Below are 24,338 nucleotides of genomic sequence, written 5' to 3' on the forward strand. Positions count from 1 at the left end.
ATCAGCGCATTACGAATGGGTTTGCCATCGGCTCAGATGATGTGTTTACCCAGATGGTTTTGGGACGGGTGTAATCGTACATCGCTTGCATGCCGCTCTCGCGGCCATAGCCCGAGCCACCATTGCCGCCGAACTCGGCAATCGGAGAGACCACGCGGTAGGTATTGACCCAAACGATTCCTGCCCTCACCGCCTTGGCGACCCGCAACGAGCGCGCGCCATCTTGGGTGAAAATTCCGGCAGCCAATCCGTGGACGGTGTCATTGGCCAGTTCAATCACCTCTTCTTCGGTCTTGAACCGCAGCACGCTGAGCACCGGGCCGAACATTTCGGTATCAACAATCCGCATGTCCTGTCGCGGGCACTCGATAATGGTCGGCTCATAGAACGTGCCGCTCATCCCTTTGGGTCGCTTGCCGCCGCACAGCAGCGTGCCGCCTTCCTCTTGAGCAAAGGCGACCTCGCGTTCGACACACTCCAATTGTCCTTGGGTACACAGCGGCCCCATCTGGGTGTCTTCGGCCAGCGGGTCACCAATGCGAATGTCCTTTGCCAAGGCCACCATCCAGTCAAGGAATTCGTCGGCAATATCCTCGTGCAGATACAGCCGTGACCCAGCAACGCAACTTTGCCCTGTGGCTCCAAAAATCCCGGCAATCGAGCCATTCACCGCGCTTTCGATATTGGCGTCGTCAAACACGATGAACGGTGATTTTCCGCCCAGCTCCAACGAAACTTCAGCAAAGTTTTTCGTCGAGTTATGCAGGATGTGGCGCGCCGCGCCGGGTCCACCGGTGAAAGAGATCCGCGCCACCAGCGGGTGGCTGGTCAAGGTGCTGCCGCAGGGGTCACCATGGCCAGTCACGATGTTTACCACACCGGGTGGGAAGCCGGCCTGTTCGATCAACTTGCCGAACTCCAACATCGCGCCCGAGGCATGTTCCGAGGCTTTCAGAACTACAGTATTGCCCGCCGCCAGAGCCGGGCCAATTTTCACTGCCACCAAGAACAATTGCGAGTTCCAAGGTACCACTGCAGCCACCACGCCCAGCGGTTCACGGTCGGTAAAGACGAACATGTCGGGCTTGTCGATGGGCAGGGTTTCGCCACTGATCTTATCCGCACATCCCGCATAGAACTGAAAAAACTCGGCAATATATTTCGCCTGCCACTTGGTTTCTTTCAGCATCTTACCTGTGTCGATCGTTTCAGTTCGGCCCAGGTCTTCGGACTTATCGGCCAATAAATCAGCTAACCGACGCAAGTACTTGCCGCGTTCTGTCGGGGTCAGTTTTGACCAGGGGCCGGTCATGAATGCGCGATGCGCCGCGCGGACGGCTCGATCGACATCCTGCGCAGTGGCTTCTGGAACTTGGCTCCAGATCTCGCCGGTAGCGGGATTCACACTGTCAAATGTATGGCCATCGGAAGCACCGGTCCATTCGCCGTCAATCAGCATTTTGTAGGATTTGATTTCGGCCATGTACGTCACCCCTTTGTTGTTTCGAATCCCATTCTTGGATCGAAACACCGCCGACACATGCGATTTTTCGACGCTGAGCGACGAAAATTACCAACGCTACACTGTCGCATGGCGCCTAGGCTTGTCTCAGGAGGCGCTCAGATGGAAAATAAACTTCAGGTAATCGGTGACCCGCTGGAGATTGGCGGGCGTACTTTGTCCCTGTCCAGAGCCATGCGTGCGGGTGATTTCGTGTTTTTGACGGGGCAGATTCCAATGCGGAATGGATCCCCTATGACGACCGGAACTATTGAGGATCAGACCCGTGCGGTTCTGGACGATATCAAGGCAACTCTGGAGCTTGCCGGTTGCAAATTGACAGACGTTGCCAAGGCGATGGTCTGGCTGCGGTCCCGCGATGATTTTCCCGGGTTCGATGCAGTATATGGTGAGTATTTCCCCTCAAGCCCGCCTACCCGCTCGGCTGTGGTCAGTGAATTGCTGGTAGATGTGCGGGTCGAGGTCGAAGTGATGGCGTATCGCCCGCTTGAGGAGGGCGAATAAATGCCGTTGATTTCTTCTGATGGGACCGCGTTTGAGCGATCAGGCACGGTTGGGAAACCCACAGTGATTCTGGTCCACGGGCTTGGCCTGAACCGCGACGTCTGGCAGTGGCAGCTGCCTGAACTGACCAAAAACTACGATGTGATAATCTATGATCTGTTTGGACACGGCGACAGTGTGGCGCCACCAAATGATCCCTGTCTAAAGCTGTTTTCAGATCAACTTCAAACGCTTATGAATTTCTGCGAGGTCAAAAAGGCAACAATTGTCGGCTTCTCTCTGGGGGGCATGATTGCACGCCGCATCGCCCAGGATGCACCAGACCGTGTTTCCTCTCTGGTGGTTCTTCATTCACCACACCAGCGCAGCGATCTTGCCCAGACAGCGATCCTTGATCGTGTCGAGCAAGCGCGTCTGGAAGGGTCTGCCTCGACGATCGAGGCCGCATTGGAACGTTGGTTTACCGATGGCTTTCGCCTGGCCAACCCAGCGACGATGGATCTGGTGCGCTCTTGGGTGTTGGCCAATGACATTGCAATCTATCACCGAAACTATCGGGTTTTGGCGGATGGGATCGCGGAAATCATCGCGCCACAGCCGCCAATCTCTTGTCCTACTTTAGTGATGACCGGCACCGAGGACTATGGCAACGGGCCGGCTATGTCCCAGGCCATTGCAGCGGAAATTTCAGGTTCGGAAGTTCATATACTGAAAGGATTACGCCATATGGCTCTGGCCGAAAATCCGGATGCTGTCACTTTGCCCCTGTTGAACTTCCTACAGCAGAACTACAAGGAAACGCAGCATGTCTGATCCCCAATCCAAGGGCATTCTAACGGGTCTTCGTGTTCTTGATCTGAGCCGCATGCTGTCCGGTCCCTATTGCACGATGATGCTGGCCGACCACGGTGCCGAAGTGATCAAAGTCGAGAGTGCCGGTGGCGATACAAGCCGCAAAAACGGACCCTTTCGTGATGACGATCCGGATCATGAATGGGCTGGCTATTTTGTCAGTTTGAACCGAAACAAGAAGAGCGTTCAACTGGACCTGAAAACCGACGAAGGGCGCATTGCATTTCGCAGATTGGCAGATACCGCCGATGTGTTGGTTGAAAATTTTCGCCCCGGTGTGATGGAACGGCTGGGACTGTCTTATGAAAGTCTGGCTGAAACCAACCCGCGCCTTGTCTATGCCGCAATCCGTGGCTTTGGCGATCCACGGACTGGTGAAAGTCCCTATGGCAACTGGCCGTCCTATGACGTTGTGGCACAGGCGATGGGCGGCATCATGTCGCTGACCGGCCCCGCGCCCGACAGCCCGACCAAAGTAGGGCCCGGTATCGGTGACGTGTTTGCTGGCATCATGATGGCCTTTGGCGTTATGGCAGCCCTGCGCCAGGCCGGGTCTACTGGTAAGGGTCAGTTTGTCGACGTCGCGATGTATGATGCGATGATCAGCCTGTGTGAACGGGCGATCTATCTCCACGATTTTGAAGGTTCTCTGCCTGGGCCCGAAGGCAATGACCATCCGTTTCTGGCGCCATTTGGCCTGTTTCCGGCCAGCGATGGCTCTGTGGCCTTGGGGATTGTGGATGATGCGTTCTGGGCCAAGCTTTGCGCCGCCATGGGCTTGCCGGACCTGGCACAGGAGCCCAAGTTTGCCACCCGCGCGGCCCGTGCCCAAAATCGTGATACAGTGAATGCAATTGTGTCGGAATGGACCATAGCTCACAGCAAGTTGGAATTGAGCGGCCTGCTTGGCGGGTTGGTGCCCTTTGGACCGCTGCAAGATATCGCCGATATTATGGCCGATCCGCATGTTGCGGCGCGCAAAATGTTGGCACAGGTTCCGCATCCGGACCAAGGGGCAAAACCCTGGACTGTAGCGGCCAACCCGCTGCGGTTCGAAAATGCGCCCTTACCGGCGGTTCAGACACCGCCCCGTCTGGGCGCAGATAATGACACCTACCTGCATGCCCCCGCCGTTCCAGAAATGACCGACAACGACAAACGCGCCCTGCGCAACGCCTTTGGCAGTTTTGCCACCGGGGTTACCGTGGTGACCACCAGGCAGCCGGATGGTACACCACGCGGTTTTACCGCCAATTCCTTTTCCTCTGTATCGCTGGATCCGCCGCTCTTGCTGATCTGCATCGCAAAAACAGCGCAGAGTCTCGATACATTCACTTCCGCCCCACATTTCTCCATCAACGTTCTTAATGAAGAGCAAAAGGCAATCTCGGGGTTGTTCGCGTCACAGTCAGCAGAAAAATTTGACATCGCCGACTGGCATTCCGGTGCTGCCGACATGCCGCTGCTCGACGACACTCTCGCCGGTTTTGTGTGCAGCCGAGAGCAGATGGTGGATGCCGGAGACCACATTGTTCTGATTGGTCGGGTCATCAGTTATGAAACGCGCGATGGGCCGCCATTGGGTTATTTCAAGGGAAATTACTTCACACTGGGGTTAGAGCGACCACTGGTTTCGGCGGCTAGCCAACACGGCGATGTCTCGATCGGCGCCCTTGCTGCACGCGATCAGGAACTTTTGTTCACGGTGACCCCAGATGGTTCCATAGCGGTCCCGAGGGCTCCAGCACAAAACAAAAGCCGCGCCGGACTTACCGCCGCGCTGAAGGCAGATGGATTGTCCGCCCACCTCGATTTTCTCTACGCAGTCTATCAGGACAGTGAATCCGGTGGGCACGGGATCTATTATCACGGGTCAGCCAGTGGTGAGGCGCCGCAAGGATATCGCTATTTTACGCTCGATGACGTTCCACTGGAGTGCATTTCGAACACGGCAGAGCGGTCAATGGTCGCCCGCTATATCGAAGAATTTCGCCATGGCAGCTTTGGTATTTACCAGGGCGACGAGACCCAAGGCAGGGTGCACCGCATCTTGGCCGTAGATCCTTCCACACACTGACCGAAAGGCACACCCATGTTTCCAGAACTTAGAAAAGTTGTTACTTTTGACGAAGATATTCATCGCGAAGGCCCTCGTGCAGCAGACCCGGTCCTGCGCATCATCGGGGTTGCAGCGGTGGTTACCAATCCTTGGGCCGGGCGCGGATATGTCGAAGATCTGCAGCCAGATATCCAACGCATCGCGCCCCTGTTGGGGGAAATGCTGACCAACCGGCTGATCGCACTGGCAGGTTCCGGCGACGCCATTGAAGCTTACGGCAAGGCCTGCGTGGCAGGTGTGAATTGCGAGTTAGAGCATGCGTCAGCACTGATCCACACGTTGCAATTTGGCAATTTCTACCGCCAAGCAGTTGGCGCCAAAAGTTATCTGGGTTTCACCAACACCCGTGGTCCTGCCAACACCGTGGTTAATGTGCCTTTGATGGATAAACATGATACCGGACGTCGTTCGCATTACCTGACCACTCAGTTCTCCATTTATGACGCGCCCGGCCCGGATGAAATCGTGGTGGCACTTGGTGCCGCGACTGGCGGCCGTCCGCATCACCGGATCGGAGATCGCTATTCAGATCTTGCGGCCTTAGGTCGCGACATCGAAAATCCGGCCAAAGTCTAGGGCTAGGGCCATTACAGGACTTATTTCAGGTCAGGAAATAATAGGGGTTTTTTTGGATCTGGACTTTCTTCTTTGCAAGAACGGAGTTCTGAGCACTGCATTGATTGCCCGGCAGAACGCCGGGCGGTTTTGTACAGATCTTAGGGAATGCCCTATTCTACTAAGGGAAAGAAGACGCCTGCCGCAGAATATGAAACGGGCACATGATAGTGACGATATATCTCGCGGGGCTTTTCCATTGCGCCGCGCCTAACCAGCCACATGATCAACTCAATTCCTTCAGAGCCGGCATCCCGAATGTAATCAGTATGGCTGATCTTTGTGAGTTTCTCAGCATTGTCCTGGAGGTTGTCCAAGAACATGTTGTCAAAGATGTGAGAAGCAAAGTCTGCATGGCCATGCACATAAGGGACCTGGCGCGGACTATAACCTTCATCGGCCGGAGCATAGCCATCAGCGACCCCAAGCACGAATGTATTGATAACCTCGACCGAAAACGCGCTGGCATGGTCGTTGAACATCGGTTTGAAGTAGTCATTCTGATCTTTTCCCTGATCGCTTGCTGCACCAATAGCTGGCACATGAGAAGTTCCGACCCCTGCAACAATTCTAGCCAGTTTGAACGTATAGCAAATATTGCCGCCCAACGTCAGCATGCCCAGCCAGTCCCTATCGTCTATTTTTATACGCTGTTCAGGGGTCATCGGAAACGCATCCAAATAACCCTCGGGATCTTCTCGATTTCATCCCAATTGGCCGTGTCCAACATTCCGTTGAGATCACCGGTTTGCAGGAGGGCCGTCAGTGCCTCACGGCAAAAGGCTTTGAGAAACTGCAGGGGGCGGATGATGTCCATCAAGAGAGTGGATGCCTTGTCTGGGCTTTGTTATTCCGCCTTTCGAAAGCTTCGGCCGAACAATTTTTCCCAACATATCAAGTGCAAGATTGGAGAGCTGTTCTTCAGGCCGCAAGCAGGCGGCCAACAAAACTGCCTACAGCCGTGGCAAGGCCATACGACGCAGGTTTTGCACCGTGACCCGCAAACTTTCACCGGCCAGACTGCCGCGTGCCTCACAATCAATTCACCGGTACGGCGCGCCGGGATCAGGATACGCCGCCGCCTCAGTTCTTCAATCAACGAGATCGCCAATGGCTCAGCTCGCGGGTCTTCTCCGGCAGACGGTTTCAGCCAATGAACTAGTTATCGCACCAGGGAACTTCTAATTCAGATTAAATGGCGTGTTGGCAAGCCAGTAAACTTTTTGAGGTGGAAAACGCGCGACCGCAGAGCTCACAAAAACAATCACGGCACCGTACGCCGCCCAATTGAACTCCTGAAGGCGGAGGGTTTAGAAATTATCGAATGCCCTCCCTACAAAATCCTGTTTTAATACAGAAACTGTACTTCGTTGGTGACCTTCTCCAGAACTTATTGACCAGCAGCCTCCTGCAAAGACCGAATGATTTCATCTTCGGACAGCAGTCCCATTTCGGTAACGGCATCCACGAAAAGTTTCCCCTCTGCTTCAGCTTCTTTGACAATCATGGAAACCCGCGAGTACCCGAGTTTGGGCACAAAAACCGTCGCAAGGGCCGAAGAGCCCAGAAGGTTCTCCAATGCCTGATCCTCGAGCGCGCGTATTCCAGCTATACATTTGCCTGCAAAAATCCGACTGCCCCGCGTCAGAAGATCCATGCTGTCGAACATGCGGGCAGCGATGACGGGCTCGAAATGGTTAATCTCAAGCTGACCTCCCATTGATGCCAGCGAAACGGAAGCATCATTGCCAACAACCGCATAGGCAACCTGTTGCATCATCATCGGCAGAACCGGGTTCACCTTGCCGGGCATGATGGAGGAGCCCGGCTGAACCGAGGGTAGCTTGATTTCACCAATGCCGGATTTTGTGCCAGAGGACAGGATGATCAGGTCAAGGCTGATTTTTCCGATGACCTCGGCGGCGATGCGAAATTCGGACGATACGCGAGCAAAACTATCGGCGTTTTGCATGCCGTCAAAAAGGTTGTCGGCGGGCCGCACCGGTTTCCCCAGATCGGCTGCAAGATGCTTATATACAGCATCCCTGTAGCCTGGTTGTGCACCGAGGCCGGTGCCGATGGCCGTTCCCCCCAAAGGCAAGACCAACAAATCTGAAACTGCGTCCCTTACTTTGTCCCGTGCACGGAACAAAGCAGCGGCATAGCCGCTGAATTCCTGACCAAGTGTCATTGGCTGCGCCGCCTGCATGCAAGTGCGACCTATTTTCAGCACATGGGCGAATTCCTCGGCCTTTGCCTGCAATGTCTCCGCCAGATGGCCCAACGCGCAGATCAGAGTGTCGGATTTTTTGAGCACGGCCAGTTTCACTGCTGAGGGCACCACATCGTTTGTGGATTGGCCCGAGTTTATGTGGTCGTTAGGATTGAGTACGTCGTATTGCCCTGCGCCATACCCCAAGATCTGCAGCGCCCGGTTTGCGATTACCTCATTCGTATTCATATTAATTGAGGTGCCGCCCGATCCCTCAAGCAAGTCGACAACGAACTGGTCGTGATGCTTTCCGGCGATGATTTCGTCACAGGCAGCAACGATTGCAGCGCAATGATCCGCGCTGATTGCGCCGATTTCGCCGTTAGCCTTGGCAGCCGCTTTTTTAATCGCTGCCAGAGCGCTGACAAAGGCTGGTTCAGTGCCGATTGTCAGTGGTGAAATGTCGAAATTTTCCATGCCACGAAGAGTGTTGACACCGTAGAGTGCGGTGTCGGGGAGCTCTCGTTGGCCAAGGCTGTCGGTTTCAATTCTGGTCATAATTCAGGCCTCTTCGAAGGTCAGGCTATCGTAGTCCTTTCGAACTCCCGGGAGCGAAAGGATACGGTTGTGGAAGGCGATGTAGGCTCCGGGAGGCAGCAGGCGCAGCGCCAACAGCGCCTCGGTCACATTCTGAATAGCGTCTGTGCCAGAGACGGAAAAAGGAACCATGGCACCTGTGAAGATAACCGGCACAGTTGCAGCGCCCGTGGTTGCGCACAACACCTCTCCGCTGAGCGGCATGCTGTCCGTTCCATGCGTAACAAGGACTGCATCGTGGCGCTTACTGGCTTCTGCCACTGCCTCGGCAATCCGAACACGCTCGGCGTCACCAATGTCGAGTGAATCCAATTGCATCAAGTCGATGAAGGTGATCCGTAGGTCATCGGTGCGCAACCCGTCGATGATGTCCTTTACCTTAAGCTCAAAGTTATAGAGCCGGGCCTTAGCGGGGTCATAGCTTTTGGCGATGGTACCGCCGGTCATGATCACGGCAACAGATAGCGGACCGGCGCGGTAAAACGCAGGGGCAGTATGGGGTTCGGTCATCGAATTATCTTTCTATTTGGGCCGAACGACTAGCACAGAGCACGTGGCGTGGTTGATAGTCTTGGCCGCATTGGTCCCCAACATGTAGTTTCCGAAACCAGGAATATTTGACATCAGCACGATCATATCTGCCGAAACCTCTTCAGCCGTTTTCAGAACTTCCGAGTATACGTTTCCTGATCGTACGATGCGGCTGATTTTGCTGAACCCGCTGTCTTTCGTCATATCGTCCAGATGCTCTTGCGTGACCTCCAATGCCCTGACTTTCAGGTCAGCGGGCACGATTGATGCCAGCGGTGCGGCCTGGGCGGCCTGGGCAATTACGGTGCCCAGTTCCGGGACTACGGCCACCTCTGTCAGCTCGATTTCATTTCCTTTTGCGTGAAGCTGTAGTTCGGGCAGAACCGCGATCCAGGAAAGCCGCTCTTCCACATCAACGGGGACAAGAAATCGTAGTTTCATGAAGTATCCCTTTCCTCAAAGTCCTGTGACCAGTCTTGGCAACCAAAGTGAAAGCTCAGGAACGAACGTGGTGATCAGAACAACCGGGAAATAGGCGAGGAACACGAAGACCAATGTCGGTTTTACGACCTTGGCAAGCGTGGTCTGCCCGATAAGCGTACCGAAATACAGGATCGGCGCAGTTGGTGGTGTAATCAGCCCCATGCCCAGATTGGTACCGATAATCGCAGCGAAATGAACTGGGTGAACGCCAGCCTCAGTCACAACCGGCAGCAGCAGCGGCGCCGCAAGCAGGATGCCCGAGACGTCCTCCATGAACATGCCGATCATCAAAAGAAACACGTTGACCAGAAGCATCAGGACAATTGGGTTGTCCGAGATTGCCAGCATGGATTGCAGGATTTGCTGAGGAACCTCTTCCAACGTCAGAACGCGCGCCAGCATGTTGGCGGTAAAGATCACCAGCATCAGAACGGCCGTGACCTGAGCAGATTTCCAGACAACATCGTAGAAGGATTTAAACGTCAGTTCGCGATAGATCAGAAAGGCCACTGGCAGGGCGTAGATCACGGCCACCGCGGCGGCCTCGGTCGGAGTTGTTATCCCGCCATAGATAAAGCCCAGAATGATGAGCGGCATGGCCAGACCGAACCCTGCCTCGCGGGCACGTTGGTAGACTGTTTTCATCTGAACTTTGAAGGGCTGAACCTCGGCGACCTGAATGTCCATTTTCTTAGTCAGCACCATGTTCCAGAATGAAAACAGCGCGATCAGCAACAAAGCCGGCAAAAGCGGTGCCAGGAAACACGCGGCAATCGAGGTGCCCGTGACCCAGCCATAAAGGATCATTGTTGCACTTGGCGGGATCAGCAGCGCCAGAACCGCAGAGCAGCTGACCAGTGAGGTGGCATAGCCGCGATCATATCCCTGCTCGACCATACGCGGGATCGCGATGGAACCAATGGCCGCCACGGCTGATGAAGCCATGCCCGAGATTGCGCCAAAAATGGCGGTGGTGATTACCGTCACGACCCCAAGCCCCGAGCGATAGCGGCCAAGAATGCTGTCAGCCAGTTCAAGCAGGCGTTTCGCAATGCCGCCTTGGGTCATGATACCGCCTGCGAGAATGTACAGGGGGATCGCAAGAAGAACCACGGATGATACCTTTGAATAGCCCGCCGTGATCAGGAATGTGGTTGAATTGTAATCGCCAAAAATTACTAGAAAGGCAGCGGCGGCGATAAAGGTCATCGCGACCGGCACGCCGAGGATCATCAGTGTCACAAGAAGCGCGACGTCCATTAGGATCAGAGAGCTCATTTGTCAGACTCCTCAGACGGTGCGTGCCAGATCGTGGCGCGAAGGCTGTCGAAAAATTCCAGGAGGAAGTAAAATGCGGTCAGAACCAGGCCCACAAACATCGTGCCATAGATCCAGATCATCGGAATTCGCAATTCTGTCGATTTGGTGCTCATTCGATTGGTGAAGACCAGTAAATCCCACATTGAAATCAGAATGTAGACAGTCAGCACAAAGGCCAGCAGACGGGTAAAAGCGTGCACACCGGCGGTGATGCGGCCTTCGCCAAATATCGTGTCCACCAGGCTTGCAGAGATGTGGCTACGCTCATGCGTCGCGTAGGCTGCGCCGATGAAATACATGATGACGCCGGCAAAACTCGCGAACTCTTCAACACCAAAAAGCGAGTAGTTAAACAGGTAACGCGTTACCACTTGTAGGAAAACTGCAAGGGTGAACGCGATGCTCGTAATGAACATAATAAGGCGTTGTATCTTGAGTTTGAACAGCCAGATCGGATGTTGGATTTGAGATTGACGTTCTTCGAGCATTTTCCCCTCCTCTTATTTGTAAATGTGAGGGGCTGAAGCACTTGGCCCCACCCCCTCACTTTGGGAGATTAATTTGCGTAGTGGCTTTGGATCAGCGCATAGAGCTCATCGCCGACTTCGGGCTTCATCAAAGGCCAGGCGTCTGCGCGTACTGCTGCGGCCATCGCTTCCATTTCTTCCTTGGAATAGGTCACAACAGTGACACCTGCGTCACGCAACTGTTGCAGGTAGCTGTTGTCAGCAGCCTCAACCGCGTCAAAACGCTCTGTGGCAAGGTCGGCAGCGATGCCGGAAATTATCGCTGCGTCTTCTTCTGAGAGATTTGCAATCATCGCAGCAGAACCCAGCAGCCAGTTGATTTCAAAGTGGTCGTTCAGTTGGAGCCATGTGTCGACAACGCCATTCCAATCGCGAACCGCGTTTTCAGGAACGCCACCGATCATACCGTCGATCACACCCGTCTGAACGCCGGTATAAAGCTCTGCCCAAGGCATGGTTGTTGTTGAGAAACCCAAACGCTCAAGAAGCGGTTTGTGGGTACCGACGCCCGACGGCCAGACACGAATTTTCAGATCACTGTGATCTGCATCGGGATTTTTCGGGTCGCTGACAGGCCTTCCGACTGCAACACCACCGAGACCAAAGGCATAGGGTGCCAGTGCCTGAATCTGCTGTGGTTCAATCAGTTCGTTAACTATATTAAAGAGAAATCCACCTGTATTCCAGGCTTCCTTTGCGCTGTCATAATCAACGGCAGTGTAGGGAAACCAGGTCAGTGCCAACCGGGAATCAAACTTGGTCGAAACCGACTGGATGGCCAGATCGACGGAACCCTGGGCCAACTGCTCATAGACTTCTTCCCAGTCGCCAAGTTGGCTGGCGGGAAAAATGCGCACGTCAACGCGGCCATCGGTTTCGACGGCAACACGCTCGGCGAATTGTTGCGCCCAATTGTCCATATCCGAGTCAGGCGGGGACAGGTGCGAAAGACGAAGAGTGGTATCTGCGGCTGATGCAGAAAATGCAGAAAATCCGACGGCCAGTGCAGTGGCAGCGCCCAATACCGTGCGTCGGTTGATTGTCGTGAACATGGTTTTCCTCCCATTGGTGTTCCAGAGAAGCGCCGGTTTCGGCAACTCTGTGGTAAAGGTTAAGAGAAGGATTTGATGCAAAATTGCACAAGACAGCCATTTAGCATAACAAACCGGACTACTTTGGAGCCCTGTTAAGACAAAAAACGGCCGACGGGGTTGCCGCCGGCCCAGTTAGGGGAGATGCAAAAAATTCGTCAACAACCGGGGATGATGTGTTCTATTTCGGTGCCCCATGTATCGGCCAAAGTATATCCAAGCTGAAAGGGATCGCTTGGGTCAGCACCCAGCTGCATAGTCGCGTAGATCCAGGCGCGACCAGACAGGCGGGGCAGAATCGCGGGGCGGCTGCCCACCGTTGTGGTTCCAAGGACTGAAGCGCTGAACTTTGAGTTGATGGTAGAGCGCATTTCGAACTCCTGACCAATTTGCGCCTGCCCTTTTGCGTGCATCACCGCAAGGCGCGCTGCAGATCCAGTTCCGCAAGGAGATCTATCGACTCGCCCGGGCGGCATGATTGTTGCGTTGCGAAAAATGCTTTGTTTTGGATCAACGTCGTCTGTGAACATCAGGAATTCGATGCTGTCAAATGCTGATACTTCCGGATGCCGAACGGCTAACTGTTGCTGTGCAGCCGATTTGATCTGGGCACCAAGTGACACCATGTCTTGGGCCACATCCGGGCCAATCCGAAATCCCAGCTCCTGGACACGGGGCAACACATAATAAACGCCGCCAAAGGCCACATCGACCGTCAGTGTCCCAATCCCCTCCACTTCAAGCGGCACGTCTAGATGCTCGGCAAACGCCGGGAAAAAATCGAGCGTGACACGCTCAACACGTCCGTCCTTGCACTGGGCTTTTGCTTTGACCAACCCGGCTGCTGAATCAAGAACAACGCTAGTCACGGGTTCCTGCATCGGCAGCATGCCGGTCTCCAGCAGCACGGTTGTAACGCACATCGCATTCGATCCGGACATGGCATGAGTGCCGTCGGCCTGCATCGGAATGAATGCTGCGTCGGCTTCGGGTGCACTGGCTGGCAGCAATAGGTTAGTCGTCATCTGAGCGCATCCCCGCGGTTCGCGGTTTACAAATTGCCGCAGCTCGTCATTCGACTGCAGATACTGCATCTTCTCAAGCGTGGTGTTTCCGGGAACGTTGAGTACCCCGCCAGTCAATACGCGTCCGACCTCACCCTCTGCATGAGCGCCGATCACGGTTACGGTTTTGTTCCAGCGCATAGTATCTCCTTGTGTTTTCGAGAAACTGGCGGAACAATGTGGACAGGAAATAGGATACCCCGGACATTTCTTGGAACATGAAGAGGAAAAGGTGGTTTTTTCTGCTCTGGAACGCCCCGAAGGCCATGACCCAGACGTCCGTTTTGCTTTTGTGCTCACACCGGCGTTCACGATCCTGCCACTGGCGGGGTTTGCCGATGCGGTGCGCCATTCTTCAGACGAAGCCGACAGAAGCCGGCAAGTCTTTTGCCACTGGGAAGTGCTTGGACATGACCTGACGTCGGTGGCCTCGAGTACCGGGCTGGCAATCACACCATGGAAAACTTACGCTGACGCGGGTGAATATGATTATGTGGTTGTGGTTGGCGGACTGATCGATCAAATGGACGGCATTCATCCGGACACATATGATTTCCTGCGAGAGGCACATGCCGCTGGAACAAAACTGGTTGGTCTTTGCACCGGAAGTTTTGCCTTGGCAAAAACCGGACTACTTGACGGCCGCCGCGCGGCAATCCATGCGCATCACCGTCCGGAATTTGTGGAAATGTTTCCTGAAGTCATTCCAGTTGAAAACGAACTTTATGTATCAGAAGGAGACATTCTGACCTGCCCGGGAGGCACCGCAGCAATTGATCTTGCTGTCGAAATCCTGATCGAACATTGCGGAAGGTCGCGCGGAATGAAGGGCCTGACCGCACTTGTCGTGGATGAACACCGGTCTGCACATGAAGTTGGTAGGCTGCCTTATCAGGATTTGGAGGAGTGCGGAAATTGGCGGGTCGAACAGGCCATCAAGATCATGCGGCAGAAGCTGCGCGAGCCAGACACAACTGAGCATCTCGCGGAAAAGCTGGGCTCCACCGTCCGGCAGCTCAACCGCGTTTTTTTACAGCATGCCAAGGCCACGCCTCAGGAGATCTGGCGCGATATGCGACTGCAGCATGCACGCTGGCGGCTGATGAATTCCAAGCGGACAATCACGCAAGTTTCATATGAATGCGGTTTTTCCGACAGCAGCCATTTTTCCCGCTGGTTCAAAGCCAAATTCGGCGAAACGCCTAAACGCTACCGCGAGCAACGTCTGGTGAGCCAGCGATAGAATTCAACATAACCGGCTCTGTTCTTTTCGCAAACGCTCAGATTTCTGAGCCCTCTGGATTTCGGGACCGTCACCCTTTGCCACAACTGTTGCAAGAATGGCCTCGGCAATCGCCAACAGGGCAATTGCAGACGGATAGTAGTGAGGGCTTGCCGATTCAGCGCAGAACACAAAGCTAGCACCTTGCGTGATCGGAGAACTTGGACGGTCAGCCAATACGACGGTGCTTGCGCTGTTCTTTTGCGCATAGTTTAGGGTCTCGATCGTTCGCACGGAACAGGGATTGATGCCAAATCCAGAGACCACATCATCTGGCGTCATCTTTCCTGTGCCTTCGGCGGCGACAGCATATTAAGCACCCACCAATTTCAAATTTGGTGGCACCAAGTTGCCTGTGTTTATCATCATCGATGCTAACCAAAACACCGAACCTGAACCGACCAAGTCGCAGGCTGGCGCACCACGTATCAATCGCGTTGCAGCACCGGATGTTTGTTGATTCAGATTTGAGCTTGCATGGCGAATGTTCTGTTCAGCTGCATTCAGGATCGTTTGTACCGAAGTACAGCGCCATTTGCCCTATCTGGACTATTCGGAAAACGCCCGTTTTCCGGTTCATGGCGCGATCTACCAAAGTCGGGCCGGTACTGTTCGGCATGATGCGGTGGCCTAGGGATTTGCCTGGGGTGCAGACCAGCCGGGGAGACATTCGCGCCAAGAAAGTTGCTCTCTGTGTTGCCAGTCATTCAGGGTATCTGCCTCAGATGGCCGGGCTGCGCCTGCCTGTCGAAACCCACGGCCTGCAGGCCTATGTGACTGAACCTTACAAGCCGCTGGTTGACACCTGATCAGTTTTGGCGCTGCGCATTTCTATATCAGCCAATCCGACAAAGGTGGGCTGGCGCTCGACAGCGACTTGGACATGGATAGCTCCTGTGCCCAGCGAGGCGGCCTTCCAATTGTCGAGCATACTCTTGCCAGTGCCAAAGCGTTGATGCTTTGCGTCTCGCGTCTCAAACTGCTGCGACATTGGGCAGGCGTTATGGACATGTCGATGGACGGCTCACCTTTCATAACCATAACTCTAGTGGACGGTCTCTATCTGAATGGCGGCGGAGCTATCGTGGATTTAAGGCAACGTCGGCCTCAAGGTGGTGCTTTGCTCACACAATCGCAAAGGACGAACCGCACAAAGACAACGCAGAATTCGCGCCTGACCCAATGTGCGAGACCATAATCCGCAAAGCTGCGTGCATGGGGCGGGTCACCTATCTGAAAGACCCGGACCGTTAAAAAAGCGCAACATTGCAGCTATAAAGGGGGCGGTACTCAATAATATTGGACGGTTTGAAACGCCCGACGGTATCCGCATCACAGTCAACCTTAACTTCTTCAGTGCACTATCTCCATTAGGTGGAAAGTAAATGCCTCCAAGCAATCTTTGGTGGCGCTGCAGTTAATCTTTTAACTTCCAATCAGCGGGATCGGGAAAGCCAGCGTTAGTCCATCGTGCGTTCATCCCGGAAGCCCAACTGAACTGAGCGCCTCGCCAATTCAGGCAGCGACCGCCGGATTGCGGTAAGGCTGGCGATCCAAATAACCGCAGACAGAGAAGTCTGGACAACGCACGCGTATTCTTTCAGCTGTCCGCGCAGCACCAGACAGATCACTATTCATTGCTTGGTCCGAGCAGGGCGTTACATACGCATCAAAATAGTCGGGGTCGATGCGGATCGCCTCCTCGGCTGCAGGTATAGACAGTTCAATTTTTCCGGCGTCGCGAAAGGCCATGGCCAAATTGCCGACCATGGTTGGCGGTTGTTGCATCCGCACTGCCATTCCTTCCCGGATATGTTTAATACGCCTGTTGGGGTCTCCGGAATAAGTTTCCGTCTGGCCGAGCTTGCTCAGCGCGAAGGGGCCACTGGAACGGAAGGCTACGCCAGTACGGCCAAATGCCATTGCTTCGCCGTGCTTGCGTTCAGCAAAGCAAATTGCTCCCATCACCGCATGGGCGAGCCCGTTGTTGCCCACATCGATCGCAACACCACGGCGGGCCCAGCGTTGAGCTTCCGCCAAGGCATATTCCCGCGACGGCACCCAGTTCTGAATCGCTGCCATATAGTTGAGAAATGCCAAATAACACGGCCCGATGGCGACGTCCGGGTTCGCTTCGGCCAGAGCTTCGAAATACGGAGTGGACGCAAAACAATCGTGCCGCGTCTATTGATAGCGGTGATTGATCCCTCGCAGCAAATGCTCCCAAGCATTCGGGCTGTCGAGCCCAGCAGTGAAATCCCGAGCAATATGACCACCAGTCAACTTTATGCTGACAGCGCTCACAATCCGCATCGCGATTTCGTCCTGAAGCGCGAAGACGTCCGTCACATCCCGATCATAGGTTTCTGCGAGAATTATCGCGCCGGACTGGAGGTCAGAAACCTGTACGCTGAGCCTCAGATGGTCCCCTGATTTCTGGACTGCGCCTTCGATGGCGTATTGCACAGGCATTGACAAAGAAGATGCCAGACAATTGCACCAGTAAAGTCTGTATGCCCAACGAGATTCCATCCGCCACAAACCCGGTCTCTGTGTCCCAATTGAGGTTGCGAAACGGTAGGATGGCCAATGCAGGAAGACCGGCGGCAGCGTCTGAGCCTGATGCTACGATGCTTTGGCGTGGTTCGGTTTTTGGTCCCGCGCAGCCAGTAGGCACGCACCGGCCTCTCAATATTCTTCGACGCCATGTCTTCCGCCACGAGCCCGAGGTGCGATCTGGCCTGTTGGTAGGCCGACCCAGAAAGGCAGATGCCACCTGGGTCGGCCAAACCCTCTAGGCGCGCAGCGATGTTGATGCCGTCTCCGAAAATATCTTCACCATCTGCGATTATATCCCCGAGATTAATGCCTATGCGGAATTCCATTTGTCGTTCCGGTGGTACGTCGGCATTTCACCGGGCCATTCCGCTCTGAAATTCGAGGCTGAAGGCCACTGCTTCGACTACGCTAGGGAACTCCGACAACAACCCGTCACCCATCAATTTGACGATGCGTCCACAATGGTCAGAAATAATGTCGTCGATGAACTCGCTCCGGTGGGCACGCAAAACCGCGAGCATACCTTCCTCATCTATGCCCATCAGACGTGAGTAGCCCGCTACATCCGCGGAAACGATCGCTGCGAGACGGCGAGAAGTCGGAGAATTTTTCATGGTGCGCCAGTCCCTCCTTCAATCAGAACGGAAGGTAACTTGAAACGCTCCAGACGTCCAATTACGTATGCTTTAAGGCAATCGAGCGAGTAAGTTCAAACTCGCAGATATATGGGTGTTTCTGACCATCCTTCGATTTGTTACGTCGGATCAATGGCAGTTTTCTGCGTTTTCATGCCGAGTTGTGTGCAGTACAGAATCCGGGGATATGGGCTCAGAGCCGATTTGCAGCGTCGCTGAAAGAAACCCAGCTTCACGAATGTCTGAATGTCGGCTTCCTACGTTTATTCATTCTTGGATCGCGCAGGTGGAGAAATCACTCTTTCCACCCATCAGGTTGAAATGTACCTGGTGCGGAAATTGGGCCATTTCGCTCTACCATCACTGTCAAGAAAGGCCATTTGCGGCCTTTCACGTCATTGGCCAGCTCCACAGTGCAGCTTCCGCAATGCTGACGTTCAGCAATCTATCGATATTTTGGAGCGAAAGACGTCTGAGGGCGGCATTTGCTGCCCAAATCGGCGACTGAGAATCTAAGAAGGGTTTTCTGCACACAACCCAATTCGACCCCAGCCTGTGAAAGCATGCTAACCGAATTCCCCAACATCCATAGCATAATGGATCGGGGTTATTACAAATCCCTGTGGCACCCACACAAGCCCCTATCTTGCAATCAATTCGATCCGATAGTCTTCGAGCCTGTCCTCCAGAAATGTATAGTCACGCCGGGCTTTGCGTTGGACTTCGCGATCTAGTGTAATTATTTTGAACTCTTCGGATGTCTGGGCAAATTCCAATGGGGGGGTGCTTTCATCTTGCCATGGCAAACAAAACAGAGAGTTGCCGTAAGTCGCGCCCGCGCGGTTCAGCGACAGAAAGAAAACTTGGTTTTCCAATGCGCGTGCAATTGCAAATGGGTGCCATGTGTGGAAGCTCGTGTCCCGATAATAGGCCCCACAATGCAAGATTGCGTCCACGTTCTGATCGACCACCAAGGTGCGTGAAAGTTCAGGAATGCGGATGTCATAACAGATAATGGGCGCAAGTCGGAAACCCTTTATCTCAAACAAAAACAAGTGATTTCCACGGTTGAAGTATTCTTTCTCCATTGACGCGCCATACTGTGCCAGATGGATTTTATCGTAGTGCCCAACCAGTTGCCCGTCTGGGCCGACAACCGCCGCGCAAATAAATGGCCCCCCCTCGCCAGCACGGGCGAACCCATAGGATATGTAAACACCGCATTCGATCGCGACTTTGCGCCAAGCCTGAAATGAGGCACCGTCCAGTGGTTCCGCAATTTCATCCAGTTTTGAGAACGTGTCCCGCGAGTAGTCGATGCTAGAAAGTTCTGGAAGTACCACAAGATCCACGGTTTTGGCTGATGCGTCCAGATTAGCCAAAACCTTCGTAACCGATGTCAACAGATGTGCGTCGCGCTCGGCCACAGTTGTCATTGCTGGAATGTCGATCTGGCAAGCCAACAGTGTAAGCGTTTCAGATTTGGGCATGACTTAAACTTTCTTATTGTTCCAGTATTCGTTCATTCTCAAGCGATCGGCCTCAATCCTTTCGATCCGTGTAATCGTATCCTTTGGCTGATTGATAGTGAAAAAACCAAGCAACGCTTCGCTGAGAACAGTGGTGCCCACATAGCTCTCAATAAAGAGCGGACTGCGGTTGGTGGCTAGCAGCACCCGGTCAGTTTCCAACGCAATGGGTGATGCCGGACTGTCGGTGAGCGCAATAACCGTTGCGCCGCAGTGTCAGCTCTTTTAGTCGTTCATTTCGTGCGGTGTTTCCTATGGCAATTCTGTCTCCCTGCGTGAGGCGGAAGCCTGCGATAACATGTGTATGTTACACTTGTGGCGTAAATTTTCACATGTGAGAACTCTTTGATAGCTAATTCGAGACTTCGTGGGGCCGGGAGAGTAGCCGCAGTCTGGATCTCCCCCCCTTTGATATTTATCGGCTTAGCAAAAAAGGTTGGCGCAATCATTTTGCTTACGGGTACCTCAGTTACCTGCGTACCAAATTACAGCAACGGTGCCGGCGGCAGCGTAATGATGGCCATGCCAAGGTTAACACCCAGAATAATGAGCGGCCTAAAGAGCGCCGGCGTGGCCTGACGAAACTGCAATTTGAACTGTAGCATGAATTTCTCATTCGCTCTGACCGTTCGCCAAACACCAAACGGCACTGACGCAGAGCCTCCCTGCCGGCATCACATTCTTGGGAACCGCATTGCTGGCGGCCCCATACCCACCTAACAAGATGTTTACATTTATTATATTGGTTAGAAATTTAACAAATGGTATAGATCACAACGTACTTGCATACCGAAGGCACGCGTTCAAAATACGACCCCCTTACCCAAGAAGAAACTTTCCTCGGCAGTATATTCTCGTATTAATGTTTTAATACAGAAATTTAAGTGAAGTTCACGGGGTGCATGTTCTGTAGTGTTCGGCTGCTCGAAGGATTTTATTGTATGGATCTGAGAGCTATTTTCGGTGGATCTTAGGAACCCTGGCTTTCCAGTAAGCCCCCGAATCTTCGCGCAGGGATTCATAGCTAGAAATCCGGTTCTGTGCCTCTTTTCCACCCTGACTGACCAAATGAAAGAGCAAACTATCCAGAACCACCATCGCCCCGGCGAAACAGCTAAAGTGATGCAGGGACTGCAAAGAAACCTTCAAAAACAGGTCCACCTTGATATTAGGGGCGATCAGTTCAGAATCCGAAATTAGTATCACCCTTGTTCCATTGCGCTTGGCCAGCCGAAGGGCCGCTATTGTCTCGGCGCTATAAGGTGGAAAGGTAATCGCCAAAAGCACATCTTCTTTTCCAACTGTAATCATCTCATCAACCGGACTGCCCATATGGCGAGGGATCAGATGCAAGTTCGGAAGTGCCATACGGCCGACATAGTGAAAATAATAAGCCAAGGAGTAAGTGGCGCGCGTTGCGGTGACATAAGCATTCCTCGCTTCGATCAACATGGCCACTGCGGCGTCAGCCTTTTCCGCGGACAGAAAGCGAAGTGATTGCATTACGACGTCGACTTCATTTCGTACCGTCCGGGCATGGGCATGCCCAAAGGTACCTTTTTCAGACAGCCGGTCGATCCATCCCTCTCCACTGGACGCGTCATACCGTGCCACAAGCGACGCACGGAATGGTTCACGCAATTCGTCAAAGCTGGTGAAGCCCAGATGAATTGCAAGTCTTACCAATGAGTTCGAACTGACACCCATTTTCTCCGCACTGTCCCGGATGGTATCCATGCCAAACTCATTGCCATTGTCGACTATGTATTTGGCGGCTTGCTGTAAACGGGGTGGAAGGCTGTCGACCTCTGCTACCAGACGTCGTGAAATGTCGGATTTCAGGTTCGGGTTCATGTGTCACCCCATAAAGAACATATGTTTTTGAAAACTAAATCGAAGGGTATGTGTTTTTTCTCTACTTGTCCAATTGTCCAGAGACGAGAGGGAACTCCATGACCTATGAAACCATTATCTATAGTAAATCGGGCCCAACGGCCGAAATCCGATTCAACCGTCCACACAGGCTGAATGCAGTGGTGTCCAAATTTTACTCAGACATTTTGTCTGCGCTGACTGAAGCGGAACAAGATAGAGATGTGCGCACGGTTGTGCTGACCGGTGAAGGAAGGGCCTTCTGTGTCGGGGCGGACATGAAAGAACACGGTTCTGGAACCCGCACTGAGCTGGAAAAGCGGGAGTACTTACAGCGGAGTAATGACGTTTGCGAACGGATCTACAAATTTCCTAAACCTATCATTGCTGCAGTGAATGGCTTTGCATTGGGAGCAGGCGCCGAGATGTCCTGTTCGGCAGATTTCATTGTAATGAAGCAAAGCGCCCAGATTGGTTTCCCGGAGATCTCAATTGGAACCCACGTTGGCGGCGGCATCACGGAAATTCTACCTCGTTTAGTTGGCTTGGCCAAAGCGAAAGAGTTGATCATGACGGGATGTCGCATAGACGGGACCGAAGCTGTCAGGATTGGTCTCGCCACACGTGCTTTCAGCGATAATACCTTTGAGACAGAAGTCGCTGAATTTGCCCGTGAGATAGGCAGCAAGGCCCCGTATTCCTTACGCTTTGCCAAAGAGAATCTGAATGATGCACACCGAAATTACGATGCACGTTTGATCACCGAGCTCGATGCCTTGCGCACCTGCATGCTGACCGAAGATTGGCAAGAAGGCGTCAATGCCTTCGCAGAAAAACGCTCCCCAGTTTTTACGGGCAAGTAATCAAGAGGATCACCTGATGACCACTGCATTGAACACTATTTTGAAAGCACGCTCTGTTGCGATTATTGGCGCGTCCAACGATCCGTCAAAACGCGGCAATCAGGCGATCCGCAAGCTGCACGCGGACGGATATGAAGGGGCGATATATCCCATCAATCCGAAAGCGTCCGAAATCTTAGGCTTCAAAACATACACCTCCGTGCTTCATGTGGACGCGGATATTGATCTGGCTTTGATCTGCACACCCGCCAAAAGCCTGCCTGACATTCTTGATCAATGTGGCACCAAAAATATTCCCGGCGCAGTGGTTCTGGCAGCGGGCTTCACCGAAGCGGAGCCTGATGGCCAGGCCATCGCAGAAGCAACACTGCAGGCCGCGCAAAAGAATAATGTTCGAGTTATTGGTCCAAATACCAATGGCTTGTTCAACCTGCACAATAAGATGAACTTGGTAGGTGTCCAAGACGTAGAACCCGGCAATATCGGCATCTGTTCACAGTCGGGAAACATGATGCTGGCCTTAGCCACCGAAGCAAAACGGCGGGGAGGGCTTGGGTTTTCGTCCTATGTTGGGGTTGGCAATCAACTGGACCTTAACCTGGCCGATTACTTGCAATATTTCGGTGATGATGACGACACAAAGGCACCAGTTTTTTACGTCGAAGGTTTTCAGGAAGGGCGTGCGTTTCTCGACACCTGCCGCAAGGTTACGCAGAAAAAACCGGTTATCATCTACAAATCTGGACGTACCGAAGCGGGTCAAGTTGCCGCAAGCTCGCATACAGGGTCACTCGCGTCGAGTTTTGCCCTAACCCGGGGATTGCTGAGACAAGCTGGAGCCACAGTTGTTGAACAGTCCGACAAAATTCTGTCAATCGCCGAAGGTTTGTCCAAATTGCCAGTCCCCAAAGGCGGCCGCGTCGCCATTCTGGCGGACGGCGGCGGCCATGCCACTGTGACGGTGGATGCTTTAGTTGATGCAGGCGTAGAGTTGGCTGAATTATCATCTGAGACCATTGCAAAACTGAGACAGTTATTGCCTGTCGCAGCCTCTTTGACCAATCCGGTCGACGTGGCGGGTGGCACAGATGAGGACCCCTCTGTTTGTGCTGACTGCGCCGACGTGATCCTAGCTGACAATAACGTCGATATTCTGATGATCATTGGCATGTATGGCGGGTTTGCTGCCCGCTTTAACCCTGCCCTTCTGGGTAACGAGCTGGACACTTCGCAACGCATTTCTGAATTGTCGTCAAAATACGGCAAACCTCTTTTGGTTCAAAGCGTCTATGCGGCGTTGCGCACCAAGCCGATCGAGCTCCTGAAAGATGCCGGTGTTCCGGTATTTATCTGGCCTGAGCCCGCTGTGCGCTGTACATCCGAGCTCATCGCCTATGCAAACGCCCGTAGTCGCAATGCAGCGTCGCCACTTGTAATGCCTGATGGCCCAGTAGCCGAAGGCAAGTATATTCTGGCGAAGATCACACAAGAAAGTCGCGCGGCCTTTTACGAACATGAAGCCAAGGATTTGCTGGCAGCTTATGGCGTAAACGTACCCGGACAGTTCTTGGCGCGCACCGAAGATGACTTGGCCAAAGTGGTCGAGGTTTTGGGCAATGGGCCGATGGCGATGAAGATTGTCAGCCATGATATTTTGCACAAATCCGATGCTGGTGGCGTCATGCTGAAGATCTCGGGTGAAGGCGCCATGCGATCCGCCTACAGAGAGATACTTGCCAATGCCCGCGCCTATAATCCCGACGCCCATGTGCATGGGGTTCTGGTGGCGCCCATGGCCCAATCCGGTGTCGAGATCATCATTGGTGTGGTTCATGATCCAATGTTTGGCCCGGTGATGATGTTTGGACTTGGTGGCATTTTTGTTGAGGTGTTGAAAGACGTGGCCTTTCGAGCCTTGCCAATGAGCCAAGCTGACGCACGTGAAATGATTGAAGAAATTCAATCCAGCAACATTCTAGACGGTGTTCGCGGTGGCGTGCCAGTCGACAAAACCAGCTTAGAGGACTTGATGATGAAAGTGTCTCAGCTGGCTCTTGCTCATCCCGAAATAAAAGAAATCGACTTAAATCCGGTGATTGTACGCAATGACGGCTACGACGTTGTTGATGCGCGTATGATCCTAAACTCAAAGGGCGACTAA

24 protein-coding genes are annotated in these 24,338 nt (G+C 53.5%); 8 read left to right on the top strand and 16 right to left on the bottom strand.

The window, feature by feature from the left end; genetic code table 11:
- Position 1: 1 nt before the first annotated feature.
- Positions 2 to 1,483 (bottom strand): aldehyde dehydrogenase, encoded by a 1,482-nt coding sequence (locus EBB79_RS22200; RefSeq protein ID WP_127751228.1) that lies wholly within the window; start codon positions 1,481 to 1,483, stop codon positions 2 to 4.
- A gap of 141 nt (positions 1,484 to 1,624) precedes the next feature.
- Between EBB79_RS22200 and EBB79_RS22205 the strand changes: the two genes are divergently transcribed.
- Genes EBB79_RS22205 through EBB79_RS22220 form a run of 4 tightly spaced genes read left to right on the top strand, consistent with a single transcriptional unit; the run spans position 1,625 to position 5,573 of the window.
- Positions 1,625 to 2,026 (top strand): RidA family protein, encoded by a 402-nt coding sequence (locus tag EBB79_RS22205; RefSeq protein ID WP_127751229.1) that lies wholly within the window; start codon positions 1,625 to 1,627, stop codon positions 2,024 to 2,026.
- The gene (locus EBB79_RS22210; protein WP_127751230.1) at positions 2,027 to 2,839 is read left to right on the top strand and encodes an alpha/beta fold hydrolase; all 813 of its coding nucleotides are present in this window, start codon (positions 2,027 to 2,029) and stop codon (positions 2,837 to 2,839) included. It abuts the gene before it with no gap.
- Positions 2,832 to 4,955, top strand: coding sequence for a CoA transferase (locus tag EBB79_RS22215; protein WP_127751231.1), 2,124 nt, complete (start codon positions 2,832 to 2,834; stop codon positions 4,953 to 4,955). Before EBB79_RS22210 ends, EBB79_RS22215 begins: the two co-directional genes overlap by 8 nt.
- A gap of 15 nt (positions 4,956 to 4,970) precedes the next feature.
- The gene (locus EBB79_RS22220) at positions 4,971 to 5,573 is read left to right on the top strand and encodes an amino acid synthesis family protein (protein WP_127751232.1); all 603 of its coding nucleotides are present in this window, start codon (positions 4,971 to 4,973) and stop codon (positions 5,571 to 5,573) included.
- Positions 5,574 to 5,725: 152 nt separating this feature from the next.
- Here EBB79_RS22220 and EBB79_RS22225 read toward each other — a convergent pair whose 3' ends face one another.
- The 8 genes from EBB79_RS22225 to EBB79_RS22260 form a co-directional block, all read right to left on the bottom strand.
- Positions 5,726 to 6,277, bottom strand: a complete 552-nt coding sequence (locus EBB79_RS22225) for a DODA-type extradiol aromatic ring-opening family dioxygenase (RefSeq protein ID WP_127751233.1) — start codon at positions 6,275 to 6,277, stop codon at positions 5,726 to 5,728.
- Positions 6,278 to 7,002: 725 nt separating this feature from the next.
- Entirely contained in the window at positions 7,003 to 8,382 is a 1,380-nt protein-coding gene (locus tag EBB79_RS22230) for an aspartate ammonia-lyase (protein WP_127751234.1), read from the bottom strand.
- 3 nt (positions 8,383 to 8,385) lie between these two features.
- Complete coding sequence (locus EBB79_RS22235; protein WP_127751235.1) at positions 8,386 to 8,931, bottom strand: asparaginase domain-containing protein; 546 nt, start codon at positions 8,929 to 8,931, stop codon at positions 8,386 to 8,388.
- 12 nt (positions 8,932 to 8,943) lie between these two features.
- Positions 8,944 to 9,393 carry a universal stress protein gene (locus tag EBB79_RS22240; protein WP_127751236.1) on the bottom strand — a complete coding sequence of 150 codons (450 nt, stop codon included), beginning with the start codon at positions 9,391 to 9,393 and terminating at the stop codon, positions 8,944 to 8,946.
- A 15-nt stretch (positions 9,394 to 9,408) separates the two neighbouring features.
- On the bottom strand, positions 9,409 to 10,713 hold the full coding sequence (locus tag EBB79_RS22245; RefSeq protein WP_127751237.1) for a TRAP transporter large permease: 1,305 nt from the start codon (positions 10,711 to 10,713) through the stop codon (positions 9,409 to 9,411).
- Positions 10,710 to 11,243 carry a TRAP transporter small permease gene (locus EBB79_RS22250; protein ID WP_127751238.1) on the bottom strand — a complete coding sequence of 178 codons (534 nt, stop codon included), beginning with the start codon at positions 11,241 to 11,243 and terminating at the stop codon, positions 10,710 to 10,712. The genes EBB79_RS22245 and EBB79_RS22250 overlap by 4 nt, the downstream gene beginning before the upstream one ends.
- Positions 11,244 to 11,311: 68 nt before the next feature.
- Positions 11,312 to 12,334, bottom strand: coding sequence for a TRAP transporter substrate-binding protein DctP (gene dctP / locus EBB79_RS22255; protein ID WP_127751239.1), 1,023 nt, complete (start codon positions 12,332 to 12,334; stop codon positions 11,312 to 11,314).
- A 197-nt stretch (positions 12,335 to 12,531) separates the two neighbouring features.
- Entirely contained in the window at positions 12,532 to 13,578 is a 1,047-nt protein-coding gene (locus EBB79_RS22260) for a proline racemase family protein (RefSeq protein WP_127751240.1), read from the bottom strand.
- Positions 13,579 to 13,648: 70 nt separating this feature from the next.
- Here EBB79_RS22260 and EBB79_RS22265 point away from each other — a divergent pair, with 70 nt between their 5' ends.
- Complete coding sequence (locus EBB79_RS22265) at positions 13,649 to 14,680, top strand: GlxA family transcriptional regulator (protein WP_127751241.1); 1,032 nt, start codon at positions 13,649 to 13,651, stop codon at positions 14,678 to 14,680.
- 3 nt (positions 14,681 to 14,683) lie between these two features.
- Here the strand turns inward: EBB79_RS22265 and EBB79_RS22270 are convergent, their stop codons facing one another.
- A complete protein-coding gene (locus tag EBB79_RS22270) occupies positions 14,684 to 15,001 on the bottom strand; it encodes a MurR/RpiR family transcriptional regulator (RefSeq protein ID WP_127751242.1) in 318 nt (105 codons plus the stop codon).
- Positions 15,002 to 15,366: 365 nt separating this feature from the next.
- Here EBB79_RS22270 and EBB79_RS24585 point away from each other — a divergent pair, with 365 nt between their 5' ends.
- Positions 15,367 to 15,528: a hypothetical protein gene (locus tag EBB79_RS24585; RefSeq protein WP_164860892.1), complete on the top strand. Its 162-nt coding sequence runs from the start codon at positions 15,367 to 15,369 to the stop codon at positions 15,526 to 15,528.
- A gap of 706 nt (positions 15,529 to 16,234) precedes the next feature.
- Here EBB79_RS24585 and EBB79_RS22275 read toward each other — a convergent pair.
- The 6 genes from EBB79_RS22275 to EBB79_RS22295 form a co-directional block, all read right to left on the bottom strand.
- Positions 16,235 to 16,819: a hypothetical protein gene (locus tag EBB79_RS22275; RefSeq protein ID WP_127751243.1), complete on the bottom strand. Its 585-nt coding sequence runs from the start codon at positions 16,817 to 16,819 to the stop codon at positions 16,235 to 16,237.
- Between the two features lie 84 nt (positions 16,820 to 16,903).
- Complete coding sequence (locus EBB79_RS24590; RefSeq protein WP_164860891.1) at positions 16,904 to 17,197, bottom strand: hypothetical protein; 294 nt, start codon at positions 17,195 to 17,197, stop codon at positions 16,904 to 16,906.
- The gene (locus EBB79_RS25085) at positions 17,137 to 17,604 is read right to left on the bottom strand and encodes an adenylate/guanylate cyclase domain-containing protein (protein WP_127751244.1); all 468 of its coding nucleotides are present in this window, start codon (positions 17,602 to 17,604) and stop codon (positions 17,137 to 17,139) included. The genes EBB79_RS24590 and EBB79_RS25085 overlap by 61 nt, the downstream gene beginning before the upstream one ends.
- A gap of 27 nt (positions 17,605 to 17,631) precedes the next feature.
- Positions 17,632 to 17,892 carry a nucleotidyl cyclase domain-containing protein gene (locus EBB79_RS25090; RefSeq protein WP_127751245.1) on the bottom strand — a complete coding sequence of 87 codons (261 nt, stop codon included), beginning with the start codon at positions 17,890 to 17,892 and terminating at the stop codon, positions 17,632 to 17,634.
- 662 nt (positions 17,893 to 18,554) lie between these two features.
- Positions 18,555 to 19,403 (bottom strand): carbon-nitrogen hydrolase family protein, encoded by an 849-nt coding sequence (locus tag EBB79_RS22290; RefSeq protein ID WP_127751246.1) that lies wholly within the window; start codon positions 19,401 to 19,403, stop codon positions 18,555 to 18,557.
- Between the two features lie 993 nt (positions 19,404 to 20,396).
- Positions 20,397 to 21,296, bottom strand: a complete 900-nt coding sequence (locus EBB79_RS22295) for a MurR/RpiR family transcriptional regulator (protein WP_127751247.1) — start codon at positions 21,294 to 21,296, stop codon at positions 20,397 to 20,399.
- A gap of 98 nt (positions 21,297 to 21,394) precedes the next feature.
- On the opposite strand from EBB79_RS22295, the gene EBB79_RS22300 reads away from it, so the two are divergent.
- The gene (locus tag EBB79_RS22300) at positions 21,395 to 22,177 is read left to right on the top strand and encodes an enoyl-CoA hydratase/isomerase family protein (protein WP_127751248.1); all 783 of its coding nucleotides are present in this window, start codon (positions 21,395 to 21,397) and stop codon (positions 22,175 to 22,177) included.
- Between the two features lie 16 nt (positions 22,178 to 22,193).
- Positions 22,194 to 24,338: an acetate--CoA ligase family protein gene (locus EBB79_RS22305; protein WP_127751249.1), complete on the top strand. Its 2,145-nt coding sequence runs from the start codon at positions 22,194 to 22,196 to the stop codon at positions 24,336 to 24,338.

The organism is Parasedimentitalea marina, assembly GCF_004006175.1.
Classification (GTDB): domain Bacteria; phylum Pseudomonadota; class Alphaproteobacteria; order Rhodobacterales; family Rhodobacteraceae; genus Parasedimentitalea; species Parasedimentitalea marina.

What these genes read in the sequence shown, in the direction of transcription:
- dctP (WP_127751239.1), bottom strand. Translation starts at nt 12,334, where the DNA reads ATGTTCACGACAATCAACCGACGCACGGTATTGGGCGCTGCCACTGCA.
- EBB79_RS25085 (WP_127751244.1), bottom strand. Translation starts at nt 17,604, where the DNA reads ATGGAATTCCGCATAGGCATTAATCTCGGGGATATAATCGCAGATGGT.
- EBB79_RS22290 (WP_127751246.1), bottom strand. Translation starts at nt 19,403, where the DNA reads ATGCCCAAATCTGAAACGCTTACACTGTTGGCTTGCCAGATCGACATT.
- EBB79_RS22300 (WP_127751248.1), top strand. Translation starts at nt 21,395, where the DNA reads ATGACCTATGAAACCATTATCTATAGTAAATCGGGCCCAACGGCCGAA.
- EBB79_RS22215 (WP_127751231.1), top strand. Translation starts at nt 2,832, where the DNA reads ATGTCTGATCCCCAATCCAAGGGCATTCTAACGGGTCTTCGTGTTCTT.
- EBB79_RS22200 (WP_127751228.1), bottom strand. Translation starts at nt 1,483, where the DNA reads ATGGCCGAAATCAAATCCTACAAAATGCTGATTGACGGCGAATGGACC.
- EBB79_RS22220 (WP_127751232.1), top strand. Translation starts at nt 4,971, where the DNA reads ATGTTTCCAGAACTTAGAAAAGTTGTTACTTTTGACGAAGATATTCAT.
- EBB79_RS22270 (WP_127751242.1), bottom strand. Translation starts at nt 15,001, where the DNA reads ATGACGCCAGATGATGTGGTCTCTGGATTTGGCATCAATCCCTGTTCC.
- EBB79_RS22235 (WP_127751235.1), bottom strand. Translation starts at nt 8,931, where the DNA reads ATGACCGAACCCCATACTGCCCCTGCGTTTTACCGCGCCGGTCCGCTA.
- EBB79_RS22205 (WP_127751229.1), top strand. Translation starts at nt 1,625, where the DNA reads ATGGAAAATAAACTTCAGGTAATCGGTGACCCGCTGGAGATTGGCGGG.
- EBB79_RS22240 (WP_127751236.1), bottom strand. Translation starts at nt 9,393, where the DNA reads ATGAAACTACGATTTCTTGTCCCCGTTGATGTGGAAGAGCGGCTTTCC.
- EBB79_RS22230 (WP_127751234.1), bottom strand. Translation starts at nt 8,382, where the DNA reads ATGACCAGAATTGAAACCGACAGCCTTGGCCAACGAGAGCTCCCCGAC.
- EBB79_RS22295 (WP_127751247.1), bottom strand. Translation starts at nt 21,296, where the DNA reads ATGAACCCGAACCTGAAATCCGACATTTCACGACGTCTGGTAGCAGAG.
- EBB79_RS22250 (WP_127751238.1), bottom strand. Translation starts at nt 11,243, where the DNA reads ATGCTCGAAGAACGTCAATCTCAAATCCAACATCCGATCTGGCTGTTC.
- EBB79_RS25090 (WP_127751245.1), bottom strand. Translation starts at nt 17,892, where the DNA reads ATGAAAAATTCTCCGACTTCTCGCCGTCTCGCAGCGATCGTTTCCGCG.
- EBB79_RS22245 (WP_127751237.1), bottom strand. Translation starts at nt 10,713, where the DNA reads ATGAGCTCTCTGATCCTAATGGACGTCGCGCTTCTTGTGACACTGATG.
- EBB79_RS22305 (WP_127751249.1), top strand. Translation starts at nt 22,194, where the DNA reads ATGACCACTGCATTGAACACTATTTTGAAAGCACGCTCTGTTGCGATT.
- EBB79_RS22260 (WP_127751240.1), bottom strand. Translation starts at nt 13,578, where the DNA reads ATGCGCTGGAACAAAACCGTAACCGTGATCGGCGCTCATGCAGAGGGT.
- EBB79_RS22225 (WP_127751233.1), bottom strand. Translation starts at nt 6,277, where the DNA reads ATGACCCCTGAACAGCGTATAAAAATAGACGATAGGGACTGGCTGGGC.
- EBB79_RS22210 (WP_127751230.1), top strand. Translation starts at nt 2,027, where the DNA reads ATGCCGTTGATTTCTTCTGATGGGACCGCGTTTGAGCGATCAGGCACG.